Here is a 25,823-nt window from a genome sequence, read left to right on the forward strand (position 1 = left end):
AATAGCCTCCTGGTATATGTGATTGTTGTCCTTTTTGCCTGCAAGCTTTGGACACACATATCATACCAAGGGGCTTTTTTATGTTCAAACCCCATATTTCTTCATTACAGGAATGCTGCCCGATAGTGAATAAGAAATGGGATAATCTCATCCATCCCGTTCTTAACATAAGCCCCCGTTATTATAAGTGAAAGTATTCACAACTTTATCGGCATCAAGGTTCATAAAATATGAATTTTAAGTCATCATAATTATATAGGAGGCGAAATTATGGAAAAACGTCAAGAATCTGTCATCGCCGTCCGTAAGAATGGAGATGACGATATTATTGAATTAAAGTTGTCAAACGGTCGAGTTGTTGATTACAAAAAAGCACAACAGAAGGCAAAAAGCGGGATGATTGTGAACGTCAATGTTTTCAAAGGTCCCGACGGCGAGGAACATCTTCGGACCAATCCAGACGGGGATCCGACCAACAACCTTGATAAACTTCCTCAGTTCTGACCGAATTTTAAAAAATGAGCCTTTTAGTAACAGGTTCTGTTATGAAGTACAAAATTCCAGTTAGCAAATAAAATCACGGTAAAATTAACATTAGGATTAACAAGCGAATTAACACAATAATAGGCATAAAAAAATTGCTCAGGGATTAATGAGCTTCTTTAAACAAATATGTGAGGGATGTTCCGGCACTACTGTTATTTAATTTATACGTGGGAAATATGTCTCCCTTTGTAACTGTTGTTGCATTTTCCTTATCGGGCGCTGACGTTGTTTCGGAATTTTAGAGATTATGTACTTAAATTTTTCATCATTTGTTTCCACTACTTTTTCAAAATCAACTGGTTTATTTATTGTAATACCCCTGCGATTCATAACGGTAATGATTAATCCTAATTCATAATACATAAACTTAGAAAGTATCCCTTTAATTATGTTTTGATTAATTTCATTAAAAAAGTCTAGTAATACATCAGTAGGTAATTTTTCATAACTAAACATTAGGTACACCTTCCCGCACAAATTTCTTATTACGAATTATTTTAAAGAATTTTGAAATCATGTTCAATATTCTTTTCAAAACTTTCTGATTTTTTCCTCAATAAGGTACTGGCAAAATTGTTACATCAGCCAAACGGCGGGATTAATTCACCAGTTCGTAAGCGTTATCGACATTATATATAATAGAAGAAACTCGTTTTTTTTATTTTTTAGTCTAGCTTACTATCTACCTATTAGTTGTTGAACACTTCGCACCTTTTAGTCTTAAAGTCCTTCAACTTTTTAGAAACTACCAAATGAGTGAGTTTAACAGACCCTTTTGTCGAAAAACTGCAAGCCTCGTCTATTTTTGTCTCCTTTTATCTTGTTTTATCGAATCTATTCCATATCAGTTAATAAATGCTATAATTCATTTTAGAATTTAAATTTACTGAAAGTTTACTAAAAGTTTACTAGAAGTTTACGAGGTGTGATCGGTAATGAGACTTGACCTATGTGAAGCTGCTATTAAAGAGAAAAAAAACGAAATGATTAAATTAGGAATGGCAAAAGGACTTCAACATGAAGAAACTATCTATTGCAGCCAAGAACTAGACAAACTTCTTAACGATTATAATAGGTTATTATCTGACAATAAACATTCTAAACCTATTAATCATCACGATGACTATTACACTTTACTTAGAGAAAACGTATATAGGATTTTATCGCTGCCTTACAAATATTTTTTAATTTAATTGCAATAATGGTATACCTCCACTTAATTCCTTTAATAACCATTTCTAAATGTGTTTGGATTCGTTAATAATTTAGAGAGAATGCACACATGGCATTCTCTCTTTTTTGTCTATTTTTAATCAAGGGCTTTTTAAGTGGGTGAAATAGGGGCTTAGCCATTATAATCATAAACAATTATAAAACGCCTAAACAATATGCCGAGGCGTATTAAGAGACAGCCCTAAAGGCTAGTCTTTCTCCTAAAAATTACTATACATATTCCCAAAAATACGCAATGTTCTTTAAACGCGAGTTAAAGGAAGTCAAAATGGCTCCCCTTAGAAATTCCTATATTTTAAACATTATTCTAAAACATAGCCTACTTAAAAGGTGGTTCCCGCATTGACAATATACCAAACATTCCCTACACCCTGCCCGGTTACATCACCTTTTGCTTTATCATTTATCCAATAATACAGCGGATAGCCTTTGTACGTCACTTGTTCAGCTCCATTATCTTCTCGCTTGATGGTACCAAAATCACTTTTGTTAAATCCTTCTGGCACCTCAAAATCTTTGGCAGAAAACGCTGGCCATTTGACTAAGCATTCGCCGCTGCAATTGCTCTTTCCAACTTGATCTTTTGTAAACCAATACAATGCCATACCTTTTGAATCGGCTAAATATTTTCCTGTATTCGCATTATCTAATAATTGTAAACCCTGCTGTTCGGACTTACTCTCTTTGACAGCTGATATAGTTTCACTTTTTGGATCATTCTTTTGCGTACTATCCTTTACCTGACTACTACATGCACCTAACAATAATAGGAATGAGAAAACCGCTAAGAAAAATGCCCACTTCTTCATTTAAGTACCTCCTCTAAATTGTTTACACTATAAGTAACGGACAAAGTTTTAAAACGGTTTGATAAAAAATAAGTATTTTTCTCTGGTATATATTTTAGATAAAAACTGGATAGCCAATTATGACTATCCAGAATAAAATGTATGGGGTTAGGTACTAACATTTGAGCACTGTCCACCTAGCACGTACAAAATGTATTATTTGTACATGAATGGTGCCTGACACCATGTTATGTGAATACTCGTATATCCTTTACCATAAACAAAAACACGATTCTTTTTTGAAGAATCGCGTCCTTTAATTGAATAAATGAATATTAACTACATATTTTAATGACTACACTTTGACAACATTAACTTTTCCAGCTATTTTGAAGTTTTCGAATAAAGATGATTTGACCAATGTGATATGCGTTATGAGTTGATACATTTCCAAGTATCTCCCACCACTTCGCATGTACAGGGAGACCATTTACTTCACTCTCAACTTTTTCTTCCGTTAATAAATCTTGCCATTGTAACAGCACCTCTAAAAGTCGTTCTTTTAAGTCACCAAAACTTTTATTTTCCGGAATTATAAAACTTTTATTATTATCACCTATAGAAGGTACAGCATTAACATGTGATTTTTGGTACCTAATTTGCCATGTTTCATTCCAATAAAGTAAGTGCTGCACAATCTCAGCAATACTATTACAATTTTCGTTAGGCTTCCAAAACGCTTCTTCCTCCGACAAATTTTCGACCGAGTCAGAAAATGGAAGGTACCAGCTAGGATCATTAGCATTAGCTAATAACTGATCTAATAAGACGTCTTTTGCATGAAACATGCTCTCCACACTCCTAATAAATTTTTTCTGATTTATTCAAGGGAAAAACCAAAGTAGTGGTAAAACTCCGGCCTCAAATGTCATAAATCGACTACCTCGTTCTATTAATTCTCTTATATTAAGTTAATCCCCTTCATTATTTTTTCATAAGTAAAGCGTTTCTCCTTTTTAAAGAAACGCTTCCTCAAATAATACTAGCGTTAAAGAAATGCGCTAGATTGTTGAATAGCCACCGATTTATTAATGAAATTACTTCCGACCATCAGAACCTTCCCCATGGCCTGTGACAATCTTCGATTATTCCCAACAAGTTTCCTTTCTAATCAAACGTTTGATTAATATCATTGCAGCCCTTGATAAATATGGGTTAGTCCTTCCCTATCCATAAATAAATTGTTGAAAGATGAACAAAAAAATTGGAGAAAAACAGCATTTTAACCTCAACCGTCACTAACCGACACTCTTTCGACTAAATACCATATAGGCTATACTATTCAAACGTTTGATTGAAATAGTTACAAGTATTGATTTTTAAGTATTCCCCTGTAAAGTCAGCACGAAGAATGTCGAGGAGCATTTATAAATTCCGCAGGAAATAACCCATCTTTCTACAAAATCAGATGGGTTTCTCTCAAACTTCCATTATTCTATTCAATCCCCGCCTTTTCGAAACCACACAAACGTTTAATTAATAGTTGCCTCAACTCGCAACATTCCTAGATTTCCCACTCTAAATACATGTGAATTATGTACAAACTTCCTTTAGCATAAACACCCACCTAGCATACTCAACTAAGTTGCGGAACCACCAACTCCTATCAAATCTCCTGTTTTTTTACAGGTTCCTCATGAGTTCCGATAAGCAAAAACCGCTCACTAACCTTTCCAACTTCAGCCCCTGCATCATTCTTAATAATGGATGGTTTTAAATTTCTTAAACTAGTAATCGTTTCTTTATTTTTGTAACCAATTTGTTCAAGAATAGCGGCTACAATTGTAGGCCATACATCTTCTGAACCATTTAACACTTTTAAGGCAAATCCAAGTCTTTCATTTTTCAAGCCAAAGCAATATACCCCTTGTGCTCCGCCTTTTGCCACGATATTTTGATCCTGAAGCAATACGGAACAAATAAATTGCTCTGAAGCAATCATAATGGGATGCTCATTCATAATGCTAGTCATTTCTGTAACTGCTTTTTGCAATAATGGGTCCTTAATTAAATCTGGACAGGCTAATTTTAGATAAGTCATGGCCATATTCTTTAATGGAATCGCAAAAACAGGGACCCCGCAACCGTCTTTTCCAATTTTTATCTCGGAAATGGGTACTTCAGATAATGTCGCTAGAATATTCAATAGTTGTTGTTGGAGTGGATGATCTACTTCCCAATATCCTTCGACTGGATATCCAAGTTCACGGCAAACCGTGATAAAACCCATATGTTTCCCGGAGCAATTATGATAAAGCCTTCTTTTCTCCTTGTTTTTTCTTACCATTTCCTCTCTCGGTTTCACATTTAGAGGATAGGAACAAGGACAAAATAATTCGTCTTCATTGACAGGTAATTTTTTTAACATGGACTCAAGAGCGGCAATATGATAGGTTTCTCCCCTATGAGAAGCTGTAAACAGAGAAGCTTCTTCCCTCGTTAAACCGTATTTGGTTACAACATTTGATAAAAATACAGGAATAGCTTGTATTGGCTTTGCTGCAGACCGATAGAACGTGTAATGCTCCTGATCCCCAACATGATAAGTCGTTTCCAGCTTATCATTTACACCACTAATCATCCCAATATGAACATTTTCAAGCAATCCAGCTCTCGTTTCTTCCACTAACGTAACCGAACTCATATTTACTCCTCTCATTAGCAAAAATAGCTACTCCAAATCAAACAGGGTATTTTGCGCCTGAATCGCTGCACCAAGCACAACCCCTTGATCACCTAACTGCGAATATACAATTTTCACTCTCTTTTTTAATGGTTCCCAAATATATAATTCAGATTTTTGTTCAATGGGTCCTTTTATTTCAGGAAGATTTTCGATGGTATTTCCGCTTAGAATAATGACCTCTGGATTGTACAGGCATAATATATTGCTAATTGCAAGAGCTATATAAGTCGTTGTTCGATCCATAATATTGATGGCCCACGATTCTCCATTGCGGTAGGAATCGAATACTTCATCGATTGAATCAATCTCCTTTACTTTCCTGCTATCAGCGATAAGAGCCCCTTCGGATATATAGGTTGCAAGGCAGCCGATTTTTCCGCAATTGCAGACATTTCCAGTCGGATTAATAACCGTATGACCAATTTCCCCTGCATTATTGGATTCTCCTCGATAGATTTCTCCATTAAGAATGATAGCGGCACCGATACCTGATCCAATTCCAACTAGAACGGCATTTTGGTAATCCTTTGCCATTCCCTTAAAATTCTCTGCCTCTATTTTCATTTTTAATTCATTATCAATAATGACAGCTAAATGGGAAAGTTGATGAAGGTCTTCCGCCAGGTTTACGTTCTTCCATTTTAATTGATCCGAAACCGTAACGACTCCATTTTGATAATCTATGGATCCAGGTAATCCTACTCCAATAGCAATAATCCTTTCAGTAGGGATCTGATTTTTATCAACCAAGTCCTTCACATTCCTATTTACTTTTTCCAGCGTTTCATAGTAGCTTTCAGTTACTTCTCTAGGTATACTCTGCCATGCTACAATTTCTCCGACATAATTGACGATGCCTATTTTGATCATTAATGTATCTATTTCAACTCCGATTGTATATAGAACATCACCACATACATCAAGTAATGCTGCCTTTCTTCCTACTCCTGAAGTGACTAATTCCGTTTCTCTCACAAATCCTTGTAATTGTAATTCATTAACAATCCTTGTAATGGAAGTTGGGCTCATTCCAGTCACTTTCGCAATTTCCATTCTTGATATAGGAGAGTGGTTTTTGACAATGTCCAGGACTAAATTTTTATTTTGTTTTTTCATTAAGAGTTGATCTTGTTTTTCCATTTATTTACATCTCATTTCTGAAAAATTCCTTTAAAAAATCATGGTAATTCACTATTTAGAAAGAACTAACATCATTTTTCAAAAACAACATCCCTGAGAGAATCAGATTCTCTCATAAGATTTGCTAGCAGGTGCCGTTCTTCCTATTTGAATGTTTTAATATATTCAATCGCCTCAGAGATATCTTTTACTGGGTTCGTGTTAACTTCCCGCTCAATCGTTAAATAACCACTATAACGGATTTCTTGTAAGGCCGCAAAGTACTGGGGAAAATCTACCGCTCCCTTGCCTAGCGGTAATTCTCTAAAAAACTCACCGGAGGCAACCATTTTGGAAATTTTTTCATGATCCGTACCACTTCCATAGCCAAGGGACCCATATACATCACGAGGGTCTACTGGCTGTAACCGGATCCCATCCTTCACATGGGTGTGGACGATATAATCTCTAAGAAGCTTCACACCCTCCACGGGATCATCACCCGTTACCATCACCATATTGGCCGGGTCAAAATTCACGGAAACTCCATTGGTCGTTAAGCTATCCAAAAAGGATTTTAATCTGCAAGCAGTTTCCGGACCTGTTTCAATCGCAAAGTAGGAATTCATACTTTTGGCATAAGCCCCCAGTTCCTCACAAGACATTTGCATGGCTTCATAAATAGGACTGTCCTTTTCTTCAGGGATTATACCGATATGTGTCGTTACGATACTGGCCCCTAGTTCTACCGCAAGGTCCAAAATCCGTTTTGATTTTTCGATTTTCACCCGATTTTGCTGGCGGTCTTGGAACCCATGACCACCTAAATCACCACAAAGTGCCGAGATTTCTAATCCTAATGAATCGATATACCTTTTTAAATCGTTACGTGAAGCGGAGCTTAAATTTTCCGGCGCCATTTCACCTTCAACAGCATAAATTTGAACTCCATCTGCTCCCATTTCTTTGGCTGCCTTTAATCCCTCCCGAAGCGGCAAGTGAAGACTATCAACAATCACACCAATTTTGTTGGTTACTCTTACATGATTCATGGGTTAAAATGTCACCTCGCATTTCTTTTCGGAGGCTTCATAGATACCAGCTAAAATTTTCATGATTTCAACACCATCTTCAACAGGTGCAACTGGTTTTGTATCGAATAAGCAGCATGTCACAAATGAATCAATTTCATTTTGAAACGCATTTGAGAAATCAAAAGTGAGATGATCAATCTGGGGGTGAATATTCACAATGGTGTTATTTTCCTCACTAATTAAAACTAACTCTGGTTCTAATTCAGCTCCACTTTTTGTCCCAAATAATTTTACCTGAATTTCATCTTTCTGTGCGTGTAAAGTATAAGAAACATCAACAAACAAGGAAGCACCGTTCTCAAATGTAATGAGGGCGTTTGCCAAATCTTCCACAGTATTTTTTCCTTTATCATAGTCCGCTGCTTTATAAAAACGTAAATTCTCTACATTTCCACGATTTCCAAGTTGACGATAGGTGTTCCCAGAGATGGATTTCACTTTGGGTCGCCCCATTAAATACCAACAAATATCAATGATATGAACACCAAGATCTAGTAAAGGTCCGCCTCCAGAGCGCTCTTTATCAGCAAACCATCCGCCGGGATTCCCTAAACGGCGTAAACACGAGGCTTTGGCATAATAAATTTCTCCTAATTTCCCCTGGTCAATAAAGGATTTCAATACTCTTGTATTCGTTGCGAATCTCCTCACAAAACCAACCTGTAGGGTTTTATTATATTTACGAGCCGCTTCCTCTACCTTTAATGCTTCTTCTACCGTCACGGAGAGAGGCTTCTCTACTAAAACATGTTTCCCACTTTTCAAGGCATTAATGGAAATTTCTGCATGGCTATTATTCCAGGTGCAAATACTGACAGCATCTATATGAGGATCGTGATATACTTCCTCTAAAGAGTCATATACAATTCCAATTCCATACTTCTTTGCCGTTTCTTCCGCTCTCTCCTTTGAATAATCATATACACCGTATAAAACGGCATTTTGATTGTTCGCATAAGAGGCTAAATGCATATCAGAAATCGAACCAGTCCCGATCACACAAACCCGTAAAAGCTCCAAATGTATCCATCCCTTCTATTGATTACTGAACTTCATTCCATAATCTTCTTACATTATCCATCCCTATTTTCGAACCGATTTTACAATCTTCCATCCCCTCAAACTCTACCGTTAAATAGCCATCATATCCTGAGTTTTTAACAAGTTTCATAATTTCACGAATGTTTAAATCTCCATGACCGACAATAGCTCCCCGCAAATAGTTTTCATTGACCGTTCGAAACCAAACTCCATCGCCAGGGTTTTCATAATAAGGACGAATATAGAAATCTTTAAAATGAACAGTGGCTGCATAGTTAATATTTTTCTTCACCCCTACAAGCGGATCTTCATCCATACAAAGGAAATTCCCAACATCAAGTGTTGTTTTAAAATTCTCACGGTTCACGGCATGAATTACTCGTTGGACACGATCGCTCGTTTGGACATTAAACCCATGATTTTCAATAGTGGTGGTAATGCCGAACTGGGCTGCATAATCAGCCACCAGTTGACTGCCTTTTACGAATTTCGAAAAATGCTTTTCAAAGTAATGAATCGTCATTTCTTCGGGCTGTAAAGTAAAGGCCGTTACATCATGACGCATGATCTTTATCCCTAAACGATTGACAATGTCCACATGTGTTTTTAGACGTTCCACTTCTTCATGAAAAGCTTCTTCTGTCTCTTGGACAAAATCTGCAGGCAATGAATAGGCCGACAGTTCAATCCCTAAGGATGCCGCTTTTTCCTTAATTTGATCGGCCAATTCAGGATTGTCAACAACCGAGAAACCATAAGGGACGATTTCCATATGTTCGCCGCCATGATCAGCAATCCATTGAATAACATCTAATACCGTCATCGTTTCTTCCCTTAGCTCTCGAACTAAACTATACGTACTTAAACCTACCTTCATTTATCTTCACTCCTATTTTTTTAAAAATCTACTATTCTACTAAATGGCATGCTACGAAATGATCAGGGGTTTCCCCTTTTCTAACGGAAGGTTCCCTTAGCTTACAAATATCCATAGCAGCAGGACAACGGGTGTGAAATCTGCAACCTGTTGGCGGATCAACTGGGCTCGGCAAATCACCCTGCAGGATCATTCTTTCTCTCCGCAATCGCGGGTCAGGAATCGGGATTGACGACAATAATGCTTTTGTATAAGGGTGCTGCGGATTAGAGAAGATAACCTCTTTCGGTCCTGACTCCACAATGGTTCCTAAGTACATGACCCCGATATGATCACTTATGTGCTCCACAACACTTAAATCATGTGAAATAAATAAATAGGTTAAATGGAATTCAGCTTGTAAATCCTTCAATAGGTTCAGGATTTGGGATTGGATCGACACATCTAAGGCCGATACGGGTTCATCCGCAATAATCAACTTGGGTTTCATAATGAGTGCCCTTGCGATTCCAATCCGCTGCCGCTGGCCTCCACTGAACTCATGTGCATATCGATGGGAATGGTATTCACTTAAACCTACGATTTCTAAAATTTCAGAAACCCGTTTATACCGTTCTGCCTTAGATAGATTGGTATGAATCGCAAGCGGTTCTGCTACAATATCCCTAACTTTCATTCTAGGATTGAGCGAAGCATATGGATCCTGGAAAATCATTTGCACTTTTTTTCTCATTGCTTTTAATTGAGATTCTTTTCTTTGAGAAATTTCTTCCCCATCAATCCAGATTTCTCCCTCACTCGGTTCAATTAGCCGGGAAATCAGTCTCCCTGTCGTGGATTTCCCACAGCCGCTTTCACCAACAAGACTGAACGTCTTCCCCTCCGGAACCATAAACGACACATCGTGGACAGCTTTTAACGTATTCTTTTTTCCAAACATACCGGCAGGAATAGAAAATGACTTTTTAAGCCCGGTTACTTTTAATAGAGTATTAGACACCGATTTCCCTCCTCCCCTCTTTGTATAACCAACAGCTGCAGGTCCTGCCATTTTCCAATTTCATTTCTGGAGGCTCTTCGCTATAACAGAGAGGCATCACATCATCGCATCTTGGGGCGAATTTACATCCCTTTGGCAAATTACTTGGATCCGGGACATTTCCTTTAATAGAATCCAATTTTTCTTTTTTCTGCCCTAGCTTAGGTATCGAGCCTATGAGTCCTTTCGTGTAAGGATGTTTTGGACTTTCAAATAGCTCGAATACATCTGCCTCTTCAACCACTCTTCCCGCATACATAACAACAACGCGGTCGCACATCTCTGCTACAACACCTAAATCATGGGTAATCAATAAAACAGACATTTTTTCTTTCTCTTGCAGCTGTTTCATTAAATCAAGTATTTGAGCTTGGATGGTAACGTCAAGTGCGGTTGTCGGCTCATCAGCAATTAACAGCTGAGGATGACAAGAAATCGCCATCGCAATCATGATTCTTTGCCGCATACCGCCAGATAATTGATGCGGAAACTCATTCATGATGTCTTCCGCTCTCGGGATGCCTACCTTTTTTAAATTAGAAACCGCATGTTCCCTCGCCTTTTTCTCTCCTAATCCCAAATGAACGCGAATGGGCTCCAGCAGCTGTTCCCCAATTTTCATCACAGGATTTAATGAAGTCATTGGTTCTTGAAAAATCATCGCGATTTGCTTTCCGCGAATCTTCCTCATTTCACTCTCTGATTTATTCGTTATATCCTGATCATTAAATTGAATTCTGCCGCTCGTTATTTCTCCACTCGTCCCTTTAAATAGTTTCATGACTGAAAGTGATGTTAAGCTTTTTCCACTCCCAGATTCACCGACAAGACCGAGAACCTCCCCCTTATGAATGTCGAAGTTAACACCGTGTAAAATTTTGATTTTTTGCTTATCCTTGGTGAACTCGGTTTCAAGATTTTCAACTTGCAGAAGCTTCTCCATCCTCTTCAAACTCCTTATTCATTCTTTGTTTTAGGGTCCAGCACATCACGCAAACCATCTCCAACTAAGTTGAAAGCCAAAACAGTTAAAAAGATGGCAATACCGGGCATCATAACTACATGTGTGGAGGTACCTAAATAATCTCGCCCAAGACTCAGCATCGCTCCCCAATCCGGTGTCTCTGGGCTTGCACCTAAGCCAAGGAAGCTTAAACTAGATGCAGCCAAAATCGCTGTACCGATTCTCATCGAAATAAATACGATTAAACTACCAAGGGTTTCAGGAAGAATATGCTGAAACATGATCCTAAAATGGGAGGCTCCCATTGACTTGGCTGCCTCTACAAAGACCGTTTCTTTTGCCTCAAGCGTTGCTCCTCTTACAAGTCTTGCAAAGGATGGGACACTAAAAATGGCTACCGCTATCACCACATTGTTTAAGCCAGGCCCTAGGATGGCAACAATGGCAATAGCTAATAAGATATCTGGAAAAGCAAACATGACATCACTTGATCTCATGATAAGGCGATCTAACCAGCCGCCAAAATATCCACTGATAAGTCCTAAAAGAGTTCCTCCGATGGCTCCCAAAAATACAGAAAGAAAACTAACCGTCAGCGAAATTCTTGCACCTGCCAGCAATCGGCTAAAAATGTCCCGGCCATATTCATCCGTTCCAGCTATGTGTACCTTGCTGGGGCCTTGCAGCATGACATTATAGTCAGGTTTATAAGGATCATAGGGTGCCATGTAAGGTCCAATAGCAGCTATGATCATTAACAAGAGAATAAATAGGCTTGCCCAGAACGCGGTCTTTTGTCTTTTCCAATTCTTCCAAAAATCTTTAAGAGGTGAATACTTTTTTTCTATGATTCTTGTATTAGTCTGATTGACTGCTTTCGATATTTCCATGACTGCCCTCCTTTAAGCTGCGTATCGAATCTTAGGATTGAGATAACTGTATAAAATATCAACAATTAAATTGACGAGAATAAATTCAACAGAGAATAATAATAATTCTGCCTGAATGACGGGATAATCCCTAAAGGCAATAGAATCAATTAATAAACGACCCATTCCCGGAAAACTAAAAACCGTTTCTACCACTACAGATCCACCTAATAAAAATCCAAACTGCAGCCCTGCAATGGTAACAACCGGAATTAACGAGTTTCTTAGCGCATGTTTAGGAATCACAACAGACTCCTTTAGCCCCTTCGCACGTCCTGTTCGGATAAAATCAGCTTTGAGCGTTTCGAGCAAGGAGGACCTCGTAAAACGAGCAAGCATCGACATAATCCCTGCCCCTAGCGTTAATGAAGGTAAAATATAGCTTTTCCATCCTTCTGCTCCACCTGTTGGAAACCATCCCAGCTGTACGGAGAAAATTTGAATGAGGATTAATCCTAACCAAAAACCTGGTAACGAGATTCCAGAAACCGCCGCAACCATCCCTAGATAATCCGGCCATTTATTTTTAAAAACAGCTGATAACGTTCCAATCAATAAACCGATTACTAAAGCCCATACCATGCTCGCTAATGTTAAAAAAACAGACGGCATAAAACGGTCGACAAACATATCCGATACGGGTAGTTTTGTATTTAGGGATGTTCCTAAATTACCTTGAAATAAATGACTCATATAGGAAACATATTGCTCCCATATGGGTTGATTGAGTCCAAGTTCTGCTTGAATCTTGGTTACCTCTTCTAACGTGGCATCTTTACCTGCAACTAAACGTGCAGGGTCTCCCGGAATTAAGTGGGTAAAAAGGAAGATTAATATCGAAACGATAAATAGGATAGGAATCATTTCAAGAATTCTTTTAACAATATATTGGAGCATACTTGATTACCCCTTTCTAACAAAATCCAATAGTCAAATCTCCCTGCCGGAGAAGGCTTTTCTTCTGAAGGTTATTTGGTCTTAATGGCCCTAAAAAAGAAGGAAAGAAGCTTCGGGAAACATCCCTCCGCCCCTTCAATTACGAGAAATTTCTACTTAATATTTGCATTAGTAACGTCAATTCCACCATCCGGCGTAATGTTCACACCTTCAACATTCGCTCTCTTACCATCTAGAATTTCATCCACACCTAGGAAAATCCATGGAGCATCTTTATAGATGGTCGATTGAATATTACTATAGATTTCTGCCAATTTCGTGGTATCTCCCGTTTTATTCACTTCCTCAATCCATTTGTCTACTTGGTCATTTTTATAATAAGCAGTATTAGCACCATCCGGAGGGAAGGAGCCGCCATAAAATAGCGGTTTCGTGGCATTAGTGGTATCGGATGGGTAAGCTGACCAACTTACATACCACATCTGCAGCTTTGCATCCTCAGGTTTTTGTGCTCTGAAAATTTCGTCTGATAGGGTCCCTTCTTCCATTGATTTAATTTGTAAATCTACACCAATCGCTTTTAATTGCTGCTGGATAAACTGCATCCCTTTCATCGTATCGGAATTGGTATTCCCCCAAATTTCTGCTTTAAAGCCCTTTTTATACCCTGCATCTTTTAGCAACTGTTTTGCTTTTTCAATATTTTGCTTATATTCTTCCTGTTTTGTGTAATAAAGTGTTTTACTAGGAATAATCGAGTCTAACGGCAATCCCAAACCTGCGTTTACTACATTGATAAAAGCATCCTTATCTACCGCATAGTTTAATGCTTGGCGGACGCGAGGATCATTAAACGGTTTTTTCATGGTATTAATCGATACATAACGAGCAATGGTAGAAGGGATTTTTTCGACTTTAACATCAGCATTGCTCTCTAATTCTTTTAAGTTTTGACTTGGTAACGGATAGATTACTTGAGCTTCCCCTGTTTTTAACATGGCTACCCGTGAACCGTTTTCCGGAACCGGTTTATAAGTGATTTTCTTGACACGGTCGGCTTTTTCCCAATAACCATCAAATCGTTCTACTGTTAAATGGTCTCCCTGAACCCATTCCACAAACTTAAAAGGTCCTGTACCGACTGGATTTTTACCGATTTTATCTTTTCCCTCAGCCAGCAGCTTAGGGCTAAGAAGCTTTGCGGATACAAATCGTGTTAACATCCCAGCATAAGGTTCTTTTAGAGTAATTTTTATTTCATCATCATTGATAGTCTGGATGTTTGTGATAAGGTTAAACCCACGGCTATTTAAACGCAGACTATCGTCCTTCATGATTCGTTCATAGTTCGCTTTTACTGCTGCTGCATTAAACTGTTCCCCATCGTGGAACTTTACACCTTTTCGCAATTTAAACGTGTATTCCAAAGCATTGTCACTGACACTATACGTTTCAGCTAATTTTGGGGTAATTTTTCCTTCTGCATCAAATCCTAAAAGACCTTCGAGCATAGCTGATTGAACGGAGTTAGAATTGGTATCTCCTGTATTATGCGGATCCATTGAAATGAAATTTTCATTTACAGCGATCACCATTTCTTTGTCTTCTTTTTTGCTGCCTTCTTTCTTTTCCCCGCTACTTTCTTTACTAGAACATCCAACAACCAACACTGCCGAGATTACAACTACCAGCAGCATTTTCCAAAAATGTGCCTTTCTCAATTGATTTCCCCCTTTGATTATTTTTCCAGGTATTTCGGTCTTGTTGTGATATTCTCAGCTATACCCTTGATAGAATATGATTTTGATTCCTTCTATCTTCTTGGTATTACAGAACAATGGATAGAATTAATCTTAAATCCGAGTGAATAGTTTTTTCCGTGATGTTTGTAATTAACATAAAATTTACTGCTAATTTTGCGTTTTTTACCTATTTTTATAATTAATTTCTCCAGTGGTGAAATTAATGTGATAAAAAATTTTAAACCTATTAAATTTCCTTTTATGTAACGGTATTACTAAATAGATATTTTAAAGCTTCACTGCTAGGTTGAAATTATTATATCTTTCGTCAGAAACATTTTCAATACATTTTCACAAAAATTAAAATTTTAAAAATGTTCTAACATTTAATACACTCATTAAATTATGATAGATAAGGCGGTACATTGAATTCAGAAGAAGTGTTATATGAGGGAAAGATAAAACCAGCTATTATCTTGCCATGATATTAGCTGATTTTTTGCATTATTATTATGATTATGATTTAGAAATATCAATAAATCCTTCTCCAAACACATCTCGAACATCATGGATAGCGACGAAAGCAGTCGGGTCTGTAGCTTGAACAATACGTTTCAGCTTTATTACTTCTTGCTTACTTATAACAATATAAAGAATTTCCTTTGGGGTTTTTGTGTAATAACCATGACCCGAGTATACAGTCACCCCTCTATCCATTGATGTTGTCACCTGTTTGGCATTTCACGGTCTACCTTTAAACGAATGATTTTGAAGGCTAAGGAATTGGGGATCATTACAGTCTTTGATAACCCAAGATTGGGACTGGCTGCAGTCGAATGAATAATGTGATTGTTGGCACAGTTGGAAGCCTTTCAATCACAAAATGATATTTTACCAGATCGCCTTTTCACAATTGCCATAACCTACATTTAAAATTACCCTAACAATCTTCGACCTATATCGAGCGGTGACAGGCACGGGAATCTATTTAAAAAATCATCTATATCTAATTTCGCAATATAAAAACCGCCTCTATTGATGAGACGGTTCTCCCTAACATATACGAATTTCTTTCTTTAGAAAAATTTAAAATGGTTTATTAGGCTCGTATTTGGGCTGTTGATTTTCTGCTTGGTATTGTTGACTTTTTGCTAAACCTTCTTGTCCAGTTTCATCTAATGAAAATTCTGTATCACCTTTATTAAATTGATTGGCTAGATTTTGAGCTGCAATTACTTTTTGTTGTTCACCTTGTACTCCATTCAAAATACTTTCTTTTTCCATTATGTTTCTCTCCTTTGTATTAAGCATAATTTTATTGATATACCAAAGGTAGATTAATTATTCATTCAACAGAATAAATAAAAGACCGTTCCTATGTATAAGAAACGGTTCAAGTGCGCTAACACTTCTCCCAGCAACCTCAACCGTCAGGGTGGTTGTTGCCAAATAACTAATTGATTGTCTTGAGAACCACCCTTTTGCTTCGACGGTGTGTAGGGCGGTTTTCTTGTTTAATAAGACTTTTTCCCGAAAGCAGTAAGCGCTTAAAAGACCGATCATCACCAATCTTCCCCGGTAGTCAAATCTAAAACAAATTTACCCGGGATTTCGCGTCCCCCTCCCGATGGCTTCTGAACCAAATCGCTAATCTTTGGTGGATGCGGTGAATGGACTACAAACATCATTAGATTCCCGTGCAGTTTTTCATACGAATATTTACTTAACACCACATGCCAACAATCTAATTTTTCTTGAGTGATCTTAAACTGTTCGAAATAGACCTCGATTAAATTCATTAGTGCATAAATCTCTTTTTTAGTCGTCAAAGTTAAACTCCTCCTCGTATGACGTTTCTCCTTATTCTGTTTCTTTTCTCCACAACAGAAAGAACCTGTCTTTACAATCCTTCATTAGTAGAGATATAGCTTTAAAATGAAGAACACCATATATCGTTTAGTGTTATTGATGTTATTTATCAGAATGGGAAAAGATTGCTAATTTCCTAATACTAGATCGAAAGAATACTTAAAAATTTTTCCTATAGACACACCATTGTTGAATAAGGTACAGTGGGTATTAGGACATAGGGAAAAGTATGCAGATTTTTATATATGAGGTTTACAAATTAATCAAAGAGTAGCTGAGAATGGTTACTCTTTTTTGGTGGAGTGATTAATTGTAACAAACGAAATTTATTTAAATAAAACATTGGGGGAGTAACAGATTATGAAAAAGATAGCAAAGTTATTAACAGTAGGAGTATTTGCACTAGGATTATTCGCAGGAGCTGGAGCAACAAAATCAGAGGCAAGCACATTAACAAAGCCTGCAGGCTCCAATTTCTTTAAGAGTGCTTCAAATTCATCAACGAACTACTACATGGTTCAAGATTATAAAGGTACAACAATTCGTGCAAAAACAACTGCATCAGTTGCTCTAACAGCATACAAAGAAAACTATTCTTATGGATCTGTATCTTTCGTAGACTATGACAAAGTAACAAAAACAACCTATAAAACTACTGTAAACTCCCAAGCTTACACAAAAGCAAGTAAAAATGCTAAACTAACTGCAAGAAACAATAAAGGAAAAGTTATTAACGTAAAAGTACCAACTAGAAATGTTATGACAAAGTATACTCCTAGCTGGTATAAAGACTCATTCAAATATACAACTTATGTGAAAGATAAAGGTAAATGGGTAAAACGAAATAAGACCGCAACAGTATATGTCCCTGCTAAATATGTTAAAGGATACACTTCTTCTACTTGGGTTAAGAAAACTAAAAAAGTTGATCAAGGCTTCTTCTATACTCCAGCAGCAACTAACGGAGTAACTTTAGCAGAGTACAACGAAATCGAAATTGGTATGAGCCTAGAAGATGTAGAAGCAATTACAGGGGAAAAATTCATTTTAGAATATTCTTCATCTTGGGACGAAACATTATACGATGATGATTACAATGAGATTGGAACAATAGTTCACACAGATGCTTCATATAGATGGGAGTATGAACTTGACACTGAAACCGAATATATATGGAGACATGCTGATTTAGACTTCGAAGATGGTAAGTTAACTTATAAGTCCCAATATGGCTTAAAATAAGTGACGAAAGGGTTCATTCCCTTTATTACTCTTAGCAAGACGCGGGATTTATTCCTACACTCCAGGAATATTTTTATGTATAATGGATATATAATTAAAAGGAGAAGTGCGTCAACACTTCTCCCTGCAACTTCTACCGTCAGGGTGGTGGTTGTCTATGTGTTATTTTTATGAGAACCACCCTTTTGCTTGCGACGGCGTAGGGCGGTTTTCTTGTTTTCTAGAACGTTTTTCCGAATGAAATAAGCGCTCAATTCACGCACAACTCCCCTCAGAACTTCTCTAAGAAATTCAAGAAATGTTTCCATGATTATCACCACCTTTCCGAAACGGAAAGAAGCGGAACAACCAACCACCCCAACAATATTCAGCTGCAACTTCATTCTGCCATTTTATATCACTCTAAAAGCCTATCAACCTTCGACAAAATCCGGGGCGTGACAGGCACCGGATTATCGCTTTAAACTTATATCACAGCGGGGGTCTGACCCACTAGCCCGCTCAGCTAATTCATTGAGTGTCCTTTATGTGTTAATCGTTGATGCAAATTTGTCTTATTAAAAACGTTAGCTTCTTCTATTTTTGTAACACTCCCTACACCCTCGTCCACTGTCCTTACTTACATTCTTCGCTTTATCTGTTGCTGTCACACTTAAAACTGTTTTTTCTTCTGTGCTTTGATTTTCACTCTGAATTTCCCTTTGTACCCACATTACCTACATCCTTGGCAGTTAAAAAGCGACTCGGTATCCAGATTCCTTAATCATATTAAGCCCTCATTATTGACCATCAAAAGGATGCAGCAAAAAAAACCTCTCCAATTTGGAGAGGTCGTTGCTTTCAGCTAATTAAGGCTTCACCCTTATGATGCTGGTCCAGCCGCTATACACCTTGGTTTTGCCAACCATTCTATAGGCTCTTAATTTATAATAATAAGTCCTTCCTTTTGTTAAACCACTGTTCGTGAAATATAAGGAAGTGGTGCTTTTTCGAAGTGTATAGGTTCCAGAGCTTGATGTGGATCTGTAAAGCTCATAACCACTTGCACCTGCTACAGCACTCCAAGTCAGCTTAAATCTGGTCGAACTTACTTTAGCTGCTTTGAAGTTAGCGGGAACAGATGGTATAGGTTTTGCATAAACAACAGCCGATAAATTACTATAAACCTTCGTACTTCCTACCATGCGGTAGGCTCTAATTTTATAGTAATAGGGTTTATTTGTAACAAGCCCTAAATTTTTAAAACTTGTGGATGTGGTTGACCCTGCATAATAATAAGACCCCGTACTTGAGGTTGCCCGATATACCTCATATCCGCTTGCGCCACTAACAGCTGTCCAGCTCGTTTTGATACTATTATAAGCCGATGATGCTGCCTTGGCTGAAGACGGTGTCGCAAGGACTGGTTTGGCAGAAACGACTGAACTATAACCACTATAGGCTGATGGTGTTACAGTTTGATAGGCTCTAATCTTATAGTAATAAGCCGTCCCCGTATTCAGAGATGTGCTGCTATATGACGTACTCGACGTAGACGCTATTTTTGTATAAGTCCCCGTGCTGGATGTTGATCGATAAATCTCATATCCTGAGGCGCCGCTAACGGCTGACCAAGATAAGCTCACGCTATTGTAAGTACTTGCCACAGCCTTCAAATTCTCTGGTGATGCAAGTGTTACAGTGATTTGGCGTGTAACAGTCGTTTCATTCCCTGACGAGTCCGTAACAGTATACGTCAACGTGTATACGCCGGCAGTCTTACTGTTGACTAAACCATTAATTTTTATGGCACTTGTCACATCTCCATCTGAGTTATCCATTGCAGTTACGCAAACTCTTGGATCAAACGTTGTGTTCACATAAATCGTCTTCGATGTTGCCCCAGAAATGACTGGTTTTATGTTATCAACAATGGTTATGTTTCTTGAAAAAGTTGTGGTATTTCCTGCTTGGTCCATAACGGAATAAAGAAGGGTATAGACTCCTTTTTTAGTTGTGTCGACCGTGCCAATTATCTTAATAGCATTCGTTAAATCGCCAATAAAATGGTCTGTAGCAGTCACTCCCATTCGAGGGTCGAATACGGAATTTATAAATAAAGTTGTATCAACTGCCCCTGTAATGATAGGATTTTCATTATCTGCTTCCACTAGATTATTAGCATAATAGTGGTTATATGGTTGATCATTAGCGTCTACTAAATTAGAAAGCTTGAAATTGACTCCTCCAGATAATGCAGGTGGAACCGTAAAAACATATTGATAGGACTTTCCATTACTGCCAGGTACCTCTTCCATTGTTACAGATTGATTGGGTATAGCACCCCTGAAGGTAAGTTGAATCCCATTTTTCATAGCTTTTGAAAAATTAGCTGTGATTTTCAGGCTATCACCTGTTTTTGTAATCTTTTTCGTAACATCAAATGACTCAACAGGAGCACTTGGGTAGTAATTTAATGGGACCAAGCTAGGGTTAAGTCCAGCTACAACAAGAGTTCCATCATTCTTAATGCCAATTGTACTGGAATTTCCAGCTGAGAGCGCCACAATATCTCTCCATTCGTTCACATTGTTTTGGCCTAAACGATTATCACCAGTTGCTACTACAGTTCCATCACTCTTTAGCCCAACTGTGTGACCGTATTTTGTAGAAATCGCTACAATATCTTTCCATTCACCATTACTTTCACCAAAAAAATTCTTATCCGTCGAAACTACGGTTCCATCCTTTTTTATTCCAACCGCGGTACCAAAATCGGCAGTTATTGCTACAATATCTTTCCAATCACTAACGTTGATATTTTTATTACCAGTACCAATTACAGTTCCATCCTTTTTTAAACCAATCGTAAAATCAGACCCTGCTGCAATTGATTGAATGCCCTTCCATTCACCAACATTGATTTGGCCAACATAGTTGTTACCAACTCCGACCACTGTGCCATCCTTTTTCAAACCAACCGTATGACTGCCTCCAGTAGACATAGCAACAGACTTAATGTTTGTCCATCCCATGATATCCTCTTTTGTTGTCCCTACAAAATTATCACCAGCAACTGCAATCGTACCATCCTCTTTCACACCAACCGTGCTGCTATCCCAGGCAGTTACGCTTACAATATCTTTCCAATCGCCAACGTTTGTTTCACCTTTAAAATTACTTCCGACAGAAACGACGGTCCCCTCGGCTGTTAAACCAACGGTATGAGTCCCAGAAGCGGATACTGCAATCATATCCTCCATACTTTTAAAATTGTTTTGTCCAGACGAGTTGTTCCCTGTAGAAACTATGGTTCCGTCACGCTTCAACCCTAAAATATTACTTCCTCCGGCGGAGATCGCAACTATATCTTTCCACCCGCTTACATCGATTGTATCTGGAAACAATCCGCCTGTAGAAACCACAGTTCCATCATTCTTAAGTCCAACAGTATGAAACGCGCCTGCAGAAATAGAGACAATATTCTTCCAATCGCTAACATTTGTTTCGCCGTCAGTATTATCACCAGTCGCAACAACCGTGCCATCCGCCTTTAATCCAATCGTTTGATTGTAACCGGCAGACACTTCAACGATATCCTTCCAGCTGCTAACGTTCGTTTCTCCATTGTGATTATCACCGACTGCAACTGCAGTTCCATCGTTCTTCAACCCAACAGTATGTCCTCCGCCAGCTGAAACAGCAACAATATCCGTCCAATCACTGACATTTGCTTGTCCTGAGTAATTATTACCAGTAGCAACTACGGTTCCATCACTTTTTAAGCCGACTGTTGTTCCTTCACCAGCTGACACTTGAATAATATTCGTCCAGTCAGAAACATTTGATTCCTCTGCTGGATTATTTCCTGTTGCAACTACAGTTCCATCCTTTTTTAAGCCAACTGTCTGACTAAATCCAGCGGAAATAGCAGTGATATCTCTCCAATTAGAAACATTTTTTATTTGTTCCCAACCGTTTTCCCCTATTGCTTGTACCATGCCATCCCCATTTAAAAATGCTGAATGATAATAACCTGCTGAAATTCTTCCTTGAAACTTTTTTACTTCATCTCTATTAATTTTTACTATAACTGTGGTTCCTTCACTTACATTTCCAGCCTTGTCTGTCGCTGTGAAAACTAATTCTGTACCCGCTTTTTGAATTGGAATCGTTATGGCAAACTTGCCATCCGTGACTGCAGTTCCTGATCCAATCAATGAGCCATTCGCTTTTACTTCTACTGTTGACCCAGCTTCTGCTTCCCCTGTTACGACGGTATCTTTATCTGTGACCCCGTTTACTTTAACAGGTTCAGGCGGGGTCGCGTATTGTTTGGTTAAAGCAGTACTTGGATAGTAGAAGGATAAAATGTCCCTATACAGGATACCGGCAGCAGCGCGGCGATTAGCACCATATTGACTTAATCCAACACCATGTCCGTTTCCGGAGCCTGAAAACACAAATGCATCATTGGTTTCGTTGATAGAAAACAGATTGCTCTTCATGTCTCTTGTACCGGCCTTTGCAGGGTCGTTTGTACCAATGATTGTACGCATATCGTCTGCAAGCTGGTTATTGATACTTTCGGTTTGGAGTTCAAGCTCCCCATTGGAATTGAAATCGTCTTTTACAAAAAATTCGACCGTTAGGTTACTTTTGGTAAATCGGCCGCTTTCGGTTGGAGAATAAAAGGAAACCTTAGGGATGGCAACAATTTTGATTTGTTTACCACTCAATCCTGATATTTTATTCATCATCCATTTTTTAATGTTGTTTGCGTACATGGCATCTATTTCATTCGAAGAATCCCACCAGCTGTCTGGATTTTTGAGGTCCAATGAAGTGACATCAATTTGCTGTTTATGCAAGATAGCATCCCAATTAAAGGTTGTATCATACTCGTCGGTTTGTACCTGAAAATACGGAAGGGATTTTGGGTCTAATACATTAAATTGTTTTTCTGTTTTCCCACCATTAGAGGAAGAGAAAACAGCATCAATGACCTTCCCATCATAGGTTAAGATTTGACCTTCAGTCGCGTCTACTGCCTCAGATGTCCTAGAATCTAAGCCTGTCACGCCTCCATATACCTGAAAAGTGGTGGTATCATTGATTACCTGATTCAAACGATAATACGCATAAGTTCGCGCTGCAACCGCTTGTGCCTTCAGGGCCTCCTTCTTCCAAGACGGCCACATTTCATAAGGAACCACACTTTTTACATAATCTTCGAGATTAATAGTGTTAATCGGCCTGACATATTGTTTATCTTCAACCGTAAAAAGAAAACTGCCGGCGTATTCACGATTATTGATGACGGCATGATCATTACTTTTAACCGGAGTGATTGATAATTCACTCCCAGAGGCTAATTCAATCGTTCCATCATATAATCCAAGTGTTTCATTCTCTACCTTCACTGAATAACCTCGTCCACTAGTTAATAGATTCGTGGGATCGCCGTTTAAGTAGTAGCTGCCCACTATGTTTAATGAAATACTTGACTGATCACCTAAAAAATCCCTTAATTTTACTTGAACCTGTGGTTCTGTTCCAATCGTTTCTGCCTTTTTATAACTTGGAACCATCTCCAAGCAGACAACGAATACAATTAGGTAGATTAATAGTTTTTTCATAAGAAAATCCTCTCTCATTGTTTCATATCTTAATAATACTTCTTTCTCTACAATATTTCCTCATTTGTCCTAAAAAATAGGAACCTTGGTGACTGGCACCTGAATCGTAAAAAAATAGAAATCCCTTATTTTTGGATCCCTATCTAATGCTTTAAGTGAACCTGAGGGCTTACTTCAAAACCCCATTTTTAAAAAAGATGCCCTACCCAACAAAGGAAAGGAGGTATATCTCGGCTAATTTTATTATCAATATACGTGCTCCACAGCTGGAATCCTCTCCGTAAAATGCCACAAAAAACGTCGAAAACTGCCCCTGAAAATGCCTTTTTAAACAGACACTATGAAATCAATTAATAAATCGCAAAAAATGCAAAAATCGACTTCAAATATCATTTTTGAAGCCTTTTTTTGACGTTTCACTCTAAAAATGCCCGCAAAAAATGAAAAAGTGGAATTCGATTGACTCCGTCAAACTCGATATCATAGAAGTGCCGTGAAAGCGGGCTTCAGATAAGCGATGAAAGGGTGTCATAAAATGGCGGGTATCAAATCGGGCAATACGGATGGATTTAGGGAGTTCTCGCAATTCAGTTCCCTTGAGGAATTTAATCATCATATGGAGATGTGGTTAGTGGAACACAAGCATGATTTTTCTAAAGGGGAATTGGTCGGGTTAAAAAGGCTGGTGCGGTTTGCTGCCAAAATCCCTGGAGTATGCAATGCGAAAATCGGGACTATCCTAAAGTCGATTCATGAACAATACCATGATAATGGCATTTCACGGTCTACCTTTAAACGAATGATTTTGAAGGCAAAGGAATTGGGGATCATCACAGTCTTTGAAACTGAACGAAAAAACGGGTCGCAGTCCAGCAACTTATACCAGTTTAATCGTTTTCCATCAAATGAACCGCCCAAAGTGGAAAAAACGAACCACCATAAAGAAACTAGTAATCTTTTAAAAACTAACAATAAAAAGATAAATAAACGTTATGAAGAACCGTCAACATTAGATAGATTATTCCTATGTTAGCAGCCGAGTCCCACAGCCTTTTGTCCAACTGGTGAAATGTTTTTTCTCCGAAGCAAAAACCATTGAAGAATATTGGCATATGGTACAAATTGCTGCGTTTCGCTCTGATTGTCAGCATGACAAGACTGACATCCTGGACATCTCGATCCAGGCCTTTAGACAGCTGATTCGCAAAATCAAATCAACCAATCTCGTTAAAAATCCGATCGCCTACTTTTATGGAATCGTAAACAACCAACTCATGGACTACTATTCGGAGAAGATAGCAGCATTGAGGAAGAAAACGCATATACCCTATACTTTTATAGATGGAGTAGACCCAGACTGGGACTGGCTGCAGTCGAATGAATAAAGCATGTGATTGTTGGCACAGTTGGTAGCTTTTCAAGCACAAAATGATATTTTACCAAATCGCCTTTTCACAATTGCCATGACCTACATTTAAAATTACCCTAACAATCTTCGACATATATCGGGCGGTGACACCTCTGAAATAGTGCAGGAAATAGCCCGTTTTATCTCATGGAATTCTCTAGTTATGAAACCTATTGATACAGAAAAGGGGATACTATCTGTAGAAACTGATTGAAATTGTTTCACATGATCTGATTCGATTAATGGGCTAACAAATCCATATAAATTTACCGATAATGCTGGAGCCAATACTGAATCACCTCCATTAGTACCAATACCTAAATCGCTTATACCAAGTAACACATTAACAGCCGTTCCACTTGGAGACCCTGTCATTGGTAAACCACTAATTGGATTAAGCATATGAATATCACGTGCTCTTCCCCCAATACTTGCCTTATCAATTGTATGTAAAACATAGCCTTTTTTCTCTAATTTTTCTATCAAAGAATAGGGGATTTGATTTTTATTTTTCATACCAATATATTTCACTTCTCCATTACTAAACTGAGAGATGACTTGCGGGAATACCTTTTCAACAGAATCATATGGATTTAATACCGCTAAGAAGGAACTTTTCGCATGTCCTATCACTTTTTCTAACATTTGATAAATCACTCCTTCAAAAAAAA

Annotated in this window: 24 protein-coding genes and 3 pseudogenes; 5 read left to right on the forward strand and 22 right to left on the reverse strand. The window is 38.1% G+C overall.

What is annotated here, in order from left to right; all coding sequences use genetic code 11:
• Window positions 1-270 precede the first annotated feature (270 nt).
• On the forward strand, window positions 271-504 hold the full coding sequence (locus KW850_RS30180; protein WP_218351367.1) for a DUF3892 domain-containing protein: 234 nt from the start codon (window positions 271-273) through the stop codon (window positions 502-504).
• Between the two features lie 198 nt (window positions 505-702).
• Here KW850_RS30180 and KW850_RS30185 read toward each other — a convergent pair whose 3' ends face one another.
• Entirely contained in the window at window positions 703-1,002 is a 300-nt protein-coding gene (locus tag KW850_RS30185; RefSeq protein ID WP_218351368.1) for a hypothetical protein, read from the reverse strand.
• A 479-nt stretch (window positions 1,003-1,481) separates the two neighbouring features.
• Between KW850_RS30185 and KW850_RS30190 the strand changes: the two genes are divergently transcribed.
• Window positions 1,482-1,739: an aspartyl-phosphate phosphatase Spo0E family protein gene (locus KW850_RS30190; protein ID WP_218351369.1), complete on the forward strand. Its 258-nt coding sequence runs from the start codon at window positions 1,482-1,484 to the stop codon at window positions 1,737-1,739.
• Between the two features lie 363 nt (window positions 1,740-2,102).
• Here the strand turns inward: KW850_RS30190 and KW850_RS30195 are convergent, their stop codons facing one another.
• The 16 genes and pseudogenes from KW850_RS30195 to KW850_RS30270 all read right to left on the reverse strand — a co-directional run bounded on the left by KW850_RS30195 (window position 2,103) and on the right by KW850_RS30270 (window position 16,844).
• Window positions 2,103-2,588 carry a hypothetical protein gene (locus KW850_RS30195; protein WP_218351370.1) on the reverse strand — a complete coding sequence of 162 codons (486 nt, stop codon included), beginning with the start codon at window positions 2,586-2,588 and terminating at the stop codon, window positions 2,103-2,105.
• A 350-nt stretch (window positions 2,589-2,938) separates the two neighbouring features.
• Complete coding sequence (locus KW850_RS30200; RefSeq protein WP_218351371.1) at window positions 2,939-3,415, reverse strand: DinB family protein; 477 nt, start codon at window positions 3,413-3,415, stop codon at window positions 2,939-2,941.
• Between the two features lie 818 nt (window positions 3,416-4,233).
• Entirely contained in the window at window positions 4,234-5,271 is a 1,038-nt protein-coding gene (locus KW850_RS30205; protein WP_218351372.1) for an asparaginase, read from the reverse strand.
• A 27-nt stretch (window positions 5,272-5,298) separates the two neighbouring features.
• Entirely contained in the window at window positions 5,299-6,453 is a 1,155-nt protein-coding gene (locus KW850_RS30210) for an ROK family transcriptional regulator (RefSeq protein ID WP_218351373.1), read from the reverse strand.
• 143 nt (window positions 6,454-6,596) lie between these two features.
• The gene (locus KW850_RS30215; protein WP_218351374.1) at window positions 6,597-7,484 is read right to left on the reverse strand and encodes a sugar phosphate isomerase/epimerase family protein; all 888 of its coding nucleotides are present in this window, start codon (window positions 7,482-7,484) and stop codon (window positions 6,597-6,599) included.
• 3 nt (window positions 7,485-7,487) lie between these two features.
• A complete protein-coding gene (locus tag KW850_RS30220; protein ID WP_218351375.1) occupies window positions 7,488-8,546 on the reverse strand; it encodes a Gfo/Idh/MocA family protein in 1,059 nt (352 codons plus the stop codon).
• A gap of 22 nt (window positions 8,547-8,568) precedes the next feature.
• Entirely contained in the window at window positions 8,569-9,444 is an 876-nt protein-coding gene (locus tag KW850_RS30225) for a sugar phosphate isomerase/epimerase family protein (RefSeq protein WP_218351376.1), read from the reverse strand.
• 31 nt (window positions 9,445-9,475) lie between these two features.
• Window positions 9,476-10,444, reverse strand: a complete 969-nt coding sequence (locus tag KW850_RS30230) for an ABC transporter ATP-binding protein (protein WP_218351377.1) — start codon at window positions 10,442-10,444, stop codon at window positions 9,476-9,478.
• On the reverse strand, window positions 10,437-11,426 hold the full coding sequence (locus KW850_RS30235; protein WP_218351378.1) for an ABC transporter ATP-binding protein: 990 nt from the start codon (window positions 11,424-11,426) through the stop codon (window positions 10,437-10,439). The genes KW850_RS30230 and KW850_RS30235 overlap by 8 nt, the downstream gene beginning before the upstream one ends.
• A 14-nt stretch (window positions 11,427-11,440) precedes the next feature.
• The gene (locus KW850_RS30240; RefSeq protein WP_218351379.1) at window positions 11,441-12,337 is read right to left on the reverse strand and encodes an ABC transporter permease; all 897 of its coding nucleotides are present in this window, start codon (window positions 12,335-12,337) and stop codon (window positions 11,441-11,443) included.
• 12 nt (window positions 12,338-12,349) lie between these two features.
• Complete coding sequence (gene nikB / locus KW850_RS30245) at window positions 12,350-13,273, reverse strand: nickel ABC transporter permease (RefSeq protein ID WP_218351380.1); 924 nt, start codon at window positions 13,271-13,273, stop codon at window positions 12,350-12,352.
• Between the two features lie 152 nt (window positions 13,274-13,425).
• Complete coding sequence (locus KW850_RS30250) at window positions 13,426-14,970, reverse strand: glutathione ABC transporter substrate-binding protein (protein ID WP_374226399.1); 1,545 nt, start codon at window positions 14,968-14,970, stop codon at window positions 13,426-13,428.
• Between the two features lie 561 nt (window positions 14,971-15,531).
• Window positions 15,532-15,753, reverse strand: a pseudogene (locus KW850_RS30255) (YitT family protein); the annotation flags it as partial.
• A gap of 348 nt (window positions 15,754-16,101) precedes the next feature.
• Window positions 16,102-16,299 (reverse strand): hypothetical protein, encoded by a 198-nt coding sequence (locus KW850_RS30260; protein ID WP_218351382.1) that lies wholly within the window; start codon window positions 16,297-16,299, stop codon window positions 16,102-16,104.
• Between the two features lie 57 nt (window positions 16,300-16,356).
• Window positions 16,357-16,581 carry a hypothetical protein gene (locus KW850_RS30265; RefSeq protein ID WP_218351383.1) on the reverse strand — a complete coding sequence of 75 codons (225 nt, stop codon included), beginning with the start codon at window positions 16,579-16,581 and terminating at the stop codon, window positions 16,357-16,359.
• Window positions 16,578-16,844 (reverse strand): hypothetical protein, encoded by a 267-nt coding sequence (locus KW850_RS30270; RefSeq protein ID WP_218351384.1) that lies wholly within the window; start codon window positions 16,842-16,844, stop codon window positions 16,578-16,580. Before KW850_RS30270 ends, KW850_RS30265 begins: the two co-directional genes overlap by 4 nt.
• Window positions 16,845-17,244: 400 nt before the next feature.
• Between KW850_RS30270 and KW850_RS30275 the strand changes: the two genes are divergently transcribed.
• Entirely contained in the window at window positions 17,245-18,126 is an 882-nt protein-coding gene (locus tag KW850_RS30275; RefSeq protein ID WP_218351385.1) for a hypothetical protein, read from the forward strand.
• Between the two features lie 155 nt (window positions 18,127-18,281).
• On the opposite strand, the gene KW850_RS30280 is transcribed toward KW850_RS30275, so the two are convergent.
• From KW850_RS30280 to KW850_RS33685, 4 genes and pseudogenes are all read right to left on the reverse strand, one after another.
• Window positions 18,282-18,434, reverse strand: coding sequence for a hypothetical protein (locus KW850_RS30280; protein WP_218351386.1), 153 nt, complete (start codon window positions 18,432-18,434; stop codon window positions 18,282-18,284).
• Between the two features lie 540 nt (window positions 18,435-18,974).
• A complete protein-coding gene (locus KW850_RS34590; RefSeq protein ID WP_483862193.1) occupies window positions 18,975-22,106 on the reverse strand; it encodes an immunoglobulin-like domain-containing protein in 3,132 nt (1,043 codons plus the stop codon).
• Between the two features lie 96 nt (window positions 22,107-22,202).
• Window positions 22,203-22,412, reverse strand: a pseudogene (locus tag KW850_RS34595) (Ig-like domain-containing protein); the annotation flags it as partial.
• A 30-nt stretch (window positions 22,413-22,442) separates the two neighbouring features.
• Window positions 22,443-23,762, reverse strand: a pseudogene (locus KW850_RS33685) (SpoIID/LytB domain-containing protein); the annotation flags it as partial.
• 517 nt (window positions 23,763-24,279) lie between these two features.
• On the opposite strand from KW850_RS33685, the gene KW850_RS30290 reads away from it, so the two are divergent.
• On the forward strand, window positions 24,280-24,777 hold the full coding sequence (locus KW850_RS30290; RefSeq protein ID WP_218351388.1) for a hypothetical protein: 498 nt from the start codon (window positions 24,280-24,282) through the stop codon (window positions 24,775-24,777).
• A 79-nt stretch (window positions 24,778-24,856) separates the two neighbouring features.
• Window positions 24,857-25,129 (forward strand): hypothetical protein, encoded by a 273-nt coding sequence (locus KW850_RS30295; protein ID WP_218351389.1) that lies wholly within the window; start codon window positions 24,857-24,859, stop codon window positions 25,127-25,129.
• 95 nt (window positions 25,130-25,224) lie between these two features.
• Here the strand turns inward: KW850_RS30295 and KW850_RS30300 are convergent, their stop codons facing one another.
• Window positions 25,225-25,797: an amidase family protein gene (locus tag KW850_RS30300; RefSeq protein ID WP_218351390.1), complete on the reverse strand. Its 573-nt coding sequence runs from the start codon at window positions 25,795-25,797 to the stop codon at window positions 25,225-25,227.
• Between the last annotated feature and the right edge of the window lie 26 nt (window positions 25,798-25,823).

This window comes from Bacillus sp. sid0103, assembly GCF_019219025.1.

Coding starts and splice junctions, on each gene's coding strand:
- KW850_RS30280 (WP_218351386.1), bottom strand. CDS start 18,434: ATGGAAACATTTCTTGAATTTCTTAGAGAAGTTCTGAGGGGAGTTGTG.
- KW850_RS30275 (WP_218351385.1), top strand. CDS start 17,245: ATGAAAAAGATAGCAAAGTTATTAACAGTAGGAGTATTTGCACTAGGA.
- KW850_RS30225 (WP_218351376.1), bottom strand. CDS start 9,444: ATGAAGGTAGGTTTAAGTACGTATAGTTTAGTTCGAGAGCTAAGGGAA.
- nikB (WP_218351380.1), bottom strand. CDS start 13,273: ATGCTCCAATATATTGTTAAAAGAATTCTTGAAATGATTCCTATCCTA.
- KW850_RS30290 (WP_218351388.1), top strand. CDS start 24,280: ATGGCGGGTATCAAATCGGGCAATACGGATGGATTTAGGGAGTTCTCG.
- KW850_RS30295 (WP_218351389.1), top strand. CDS start 24,857: ATGGTACAAATTGCTGCGTTTCGCTCTGATTGTCAGCATGACAAGACT.
- KW850_RS30250 (WP_374226399.1), bottom strand. CDS start 14,970: ATGCTGCTGGTAGTTGTAATCTCGGCAGTGTTGGTTGTTGGATGTTCT.
- KW850_RS30300 (WP_218351390.1), bottom strand. CDS start 25,797: ATGTTAGAAAAAGTGATAGGACATGCGAAAAGTTCCTTCTTAGCGGTA.
- KW850_RS30210 (WP_218351373.1), bottom strand. CDS start 6,453: ATGGAAAAACAAGATCAACTCTTAATGAAAAAACAAAATAAAAATTTA.
- KW850_RS30180 (WP_218351367.1), top strand. CDS start 271: ATGGAAAAACGTCAAGAATCTGTCATCGCCGTCCGTAAGAATGGAGAT.
- KW850_RS30235 (WP_218351378.1), bottom strand. CDS start 11,426: ATGGAGAAGCTTCTGCAAGTTGAAAATCTTGAAACCGAGTTCACCAAG.
- KW850_RS30190 (WP_218351369.1), top strand. CDS start 1,482: ATGAGACTTGACCTATGTGAAGCTGCTATTAAAGAGAAAAAAAACGAA.
- KW850_RS30215 (WP_218351374.1), bottom strand. CDS start 7,484: ATGAATCATGTAAGAGTAACCAACAAAATTGGTGTGATTGTTGATAGT.
- KW850_RS30195 (WP_218351370.1), bottom strand. CDS start 2,588: ATGAAGAAGTGGGCATTTTTCTTAGCGGTTTTCTCATTCCTATTATTG.
- KW850_RS30260 (WP_218351382.1), bottom strand. CDS start 16,299: ATGGAAAAAGAAAGTATTTTGAATGGAGTACAAGGTGAACAACAAAAA.
- KW850_RS30185 (WP_218351368.1), bottom strand. CDS start 1,002: ATGTTTAGTTATGAAAAATTACCTACTGATGTATTACTAGACTTTTTT.
- KW850_RS34590 (WP_483862193.1), bottom strand. CDS start 22,106: ATGGTACAAGCAATAGGGGAAAACGGTTGGGAACAAATAAAAAATGTT.
- KW850_RS30200 (WP_218351371.1), bottom strand. CDS start 3,415: ATGTTTCATGCAAAAGACGTCTTATTAGATCAGTTATTAGCTAATGCT.
- KW850_RS30240 (WP_218351379.1), bottom strand. CDS start 12,337: ATGGAAATATCGAAAGCAGTCAATCAGACTAATACAAGAATCATAGAA.
- KW850_RS30205 (WP_218351372.1), bottom strand. CDS start 5,271: ATGAGTTCGGTTACGTTAGTGGAAGAAACGAGAGCTGGATTGCTTGAA.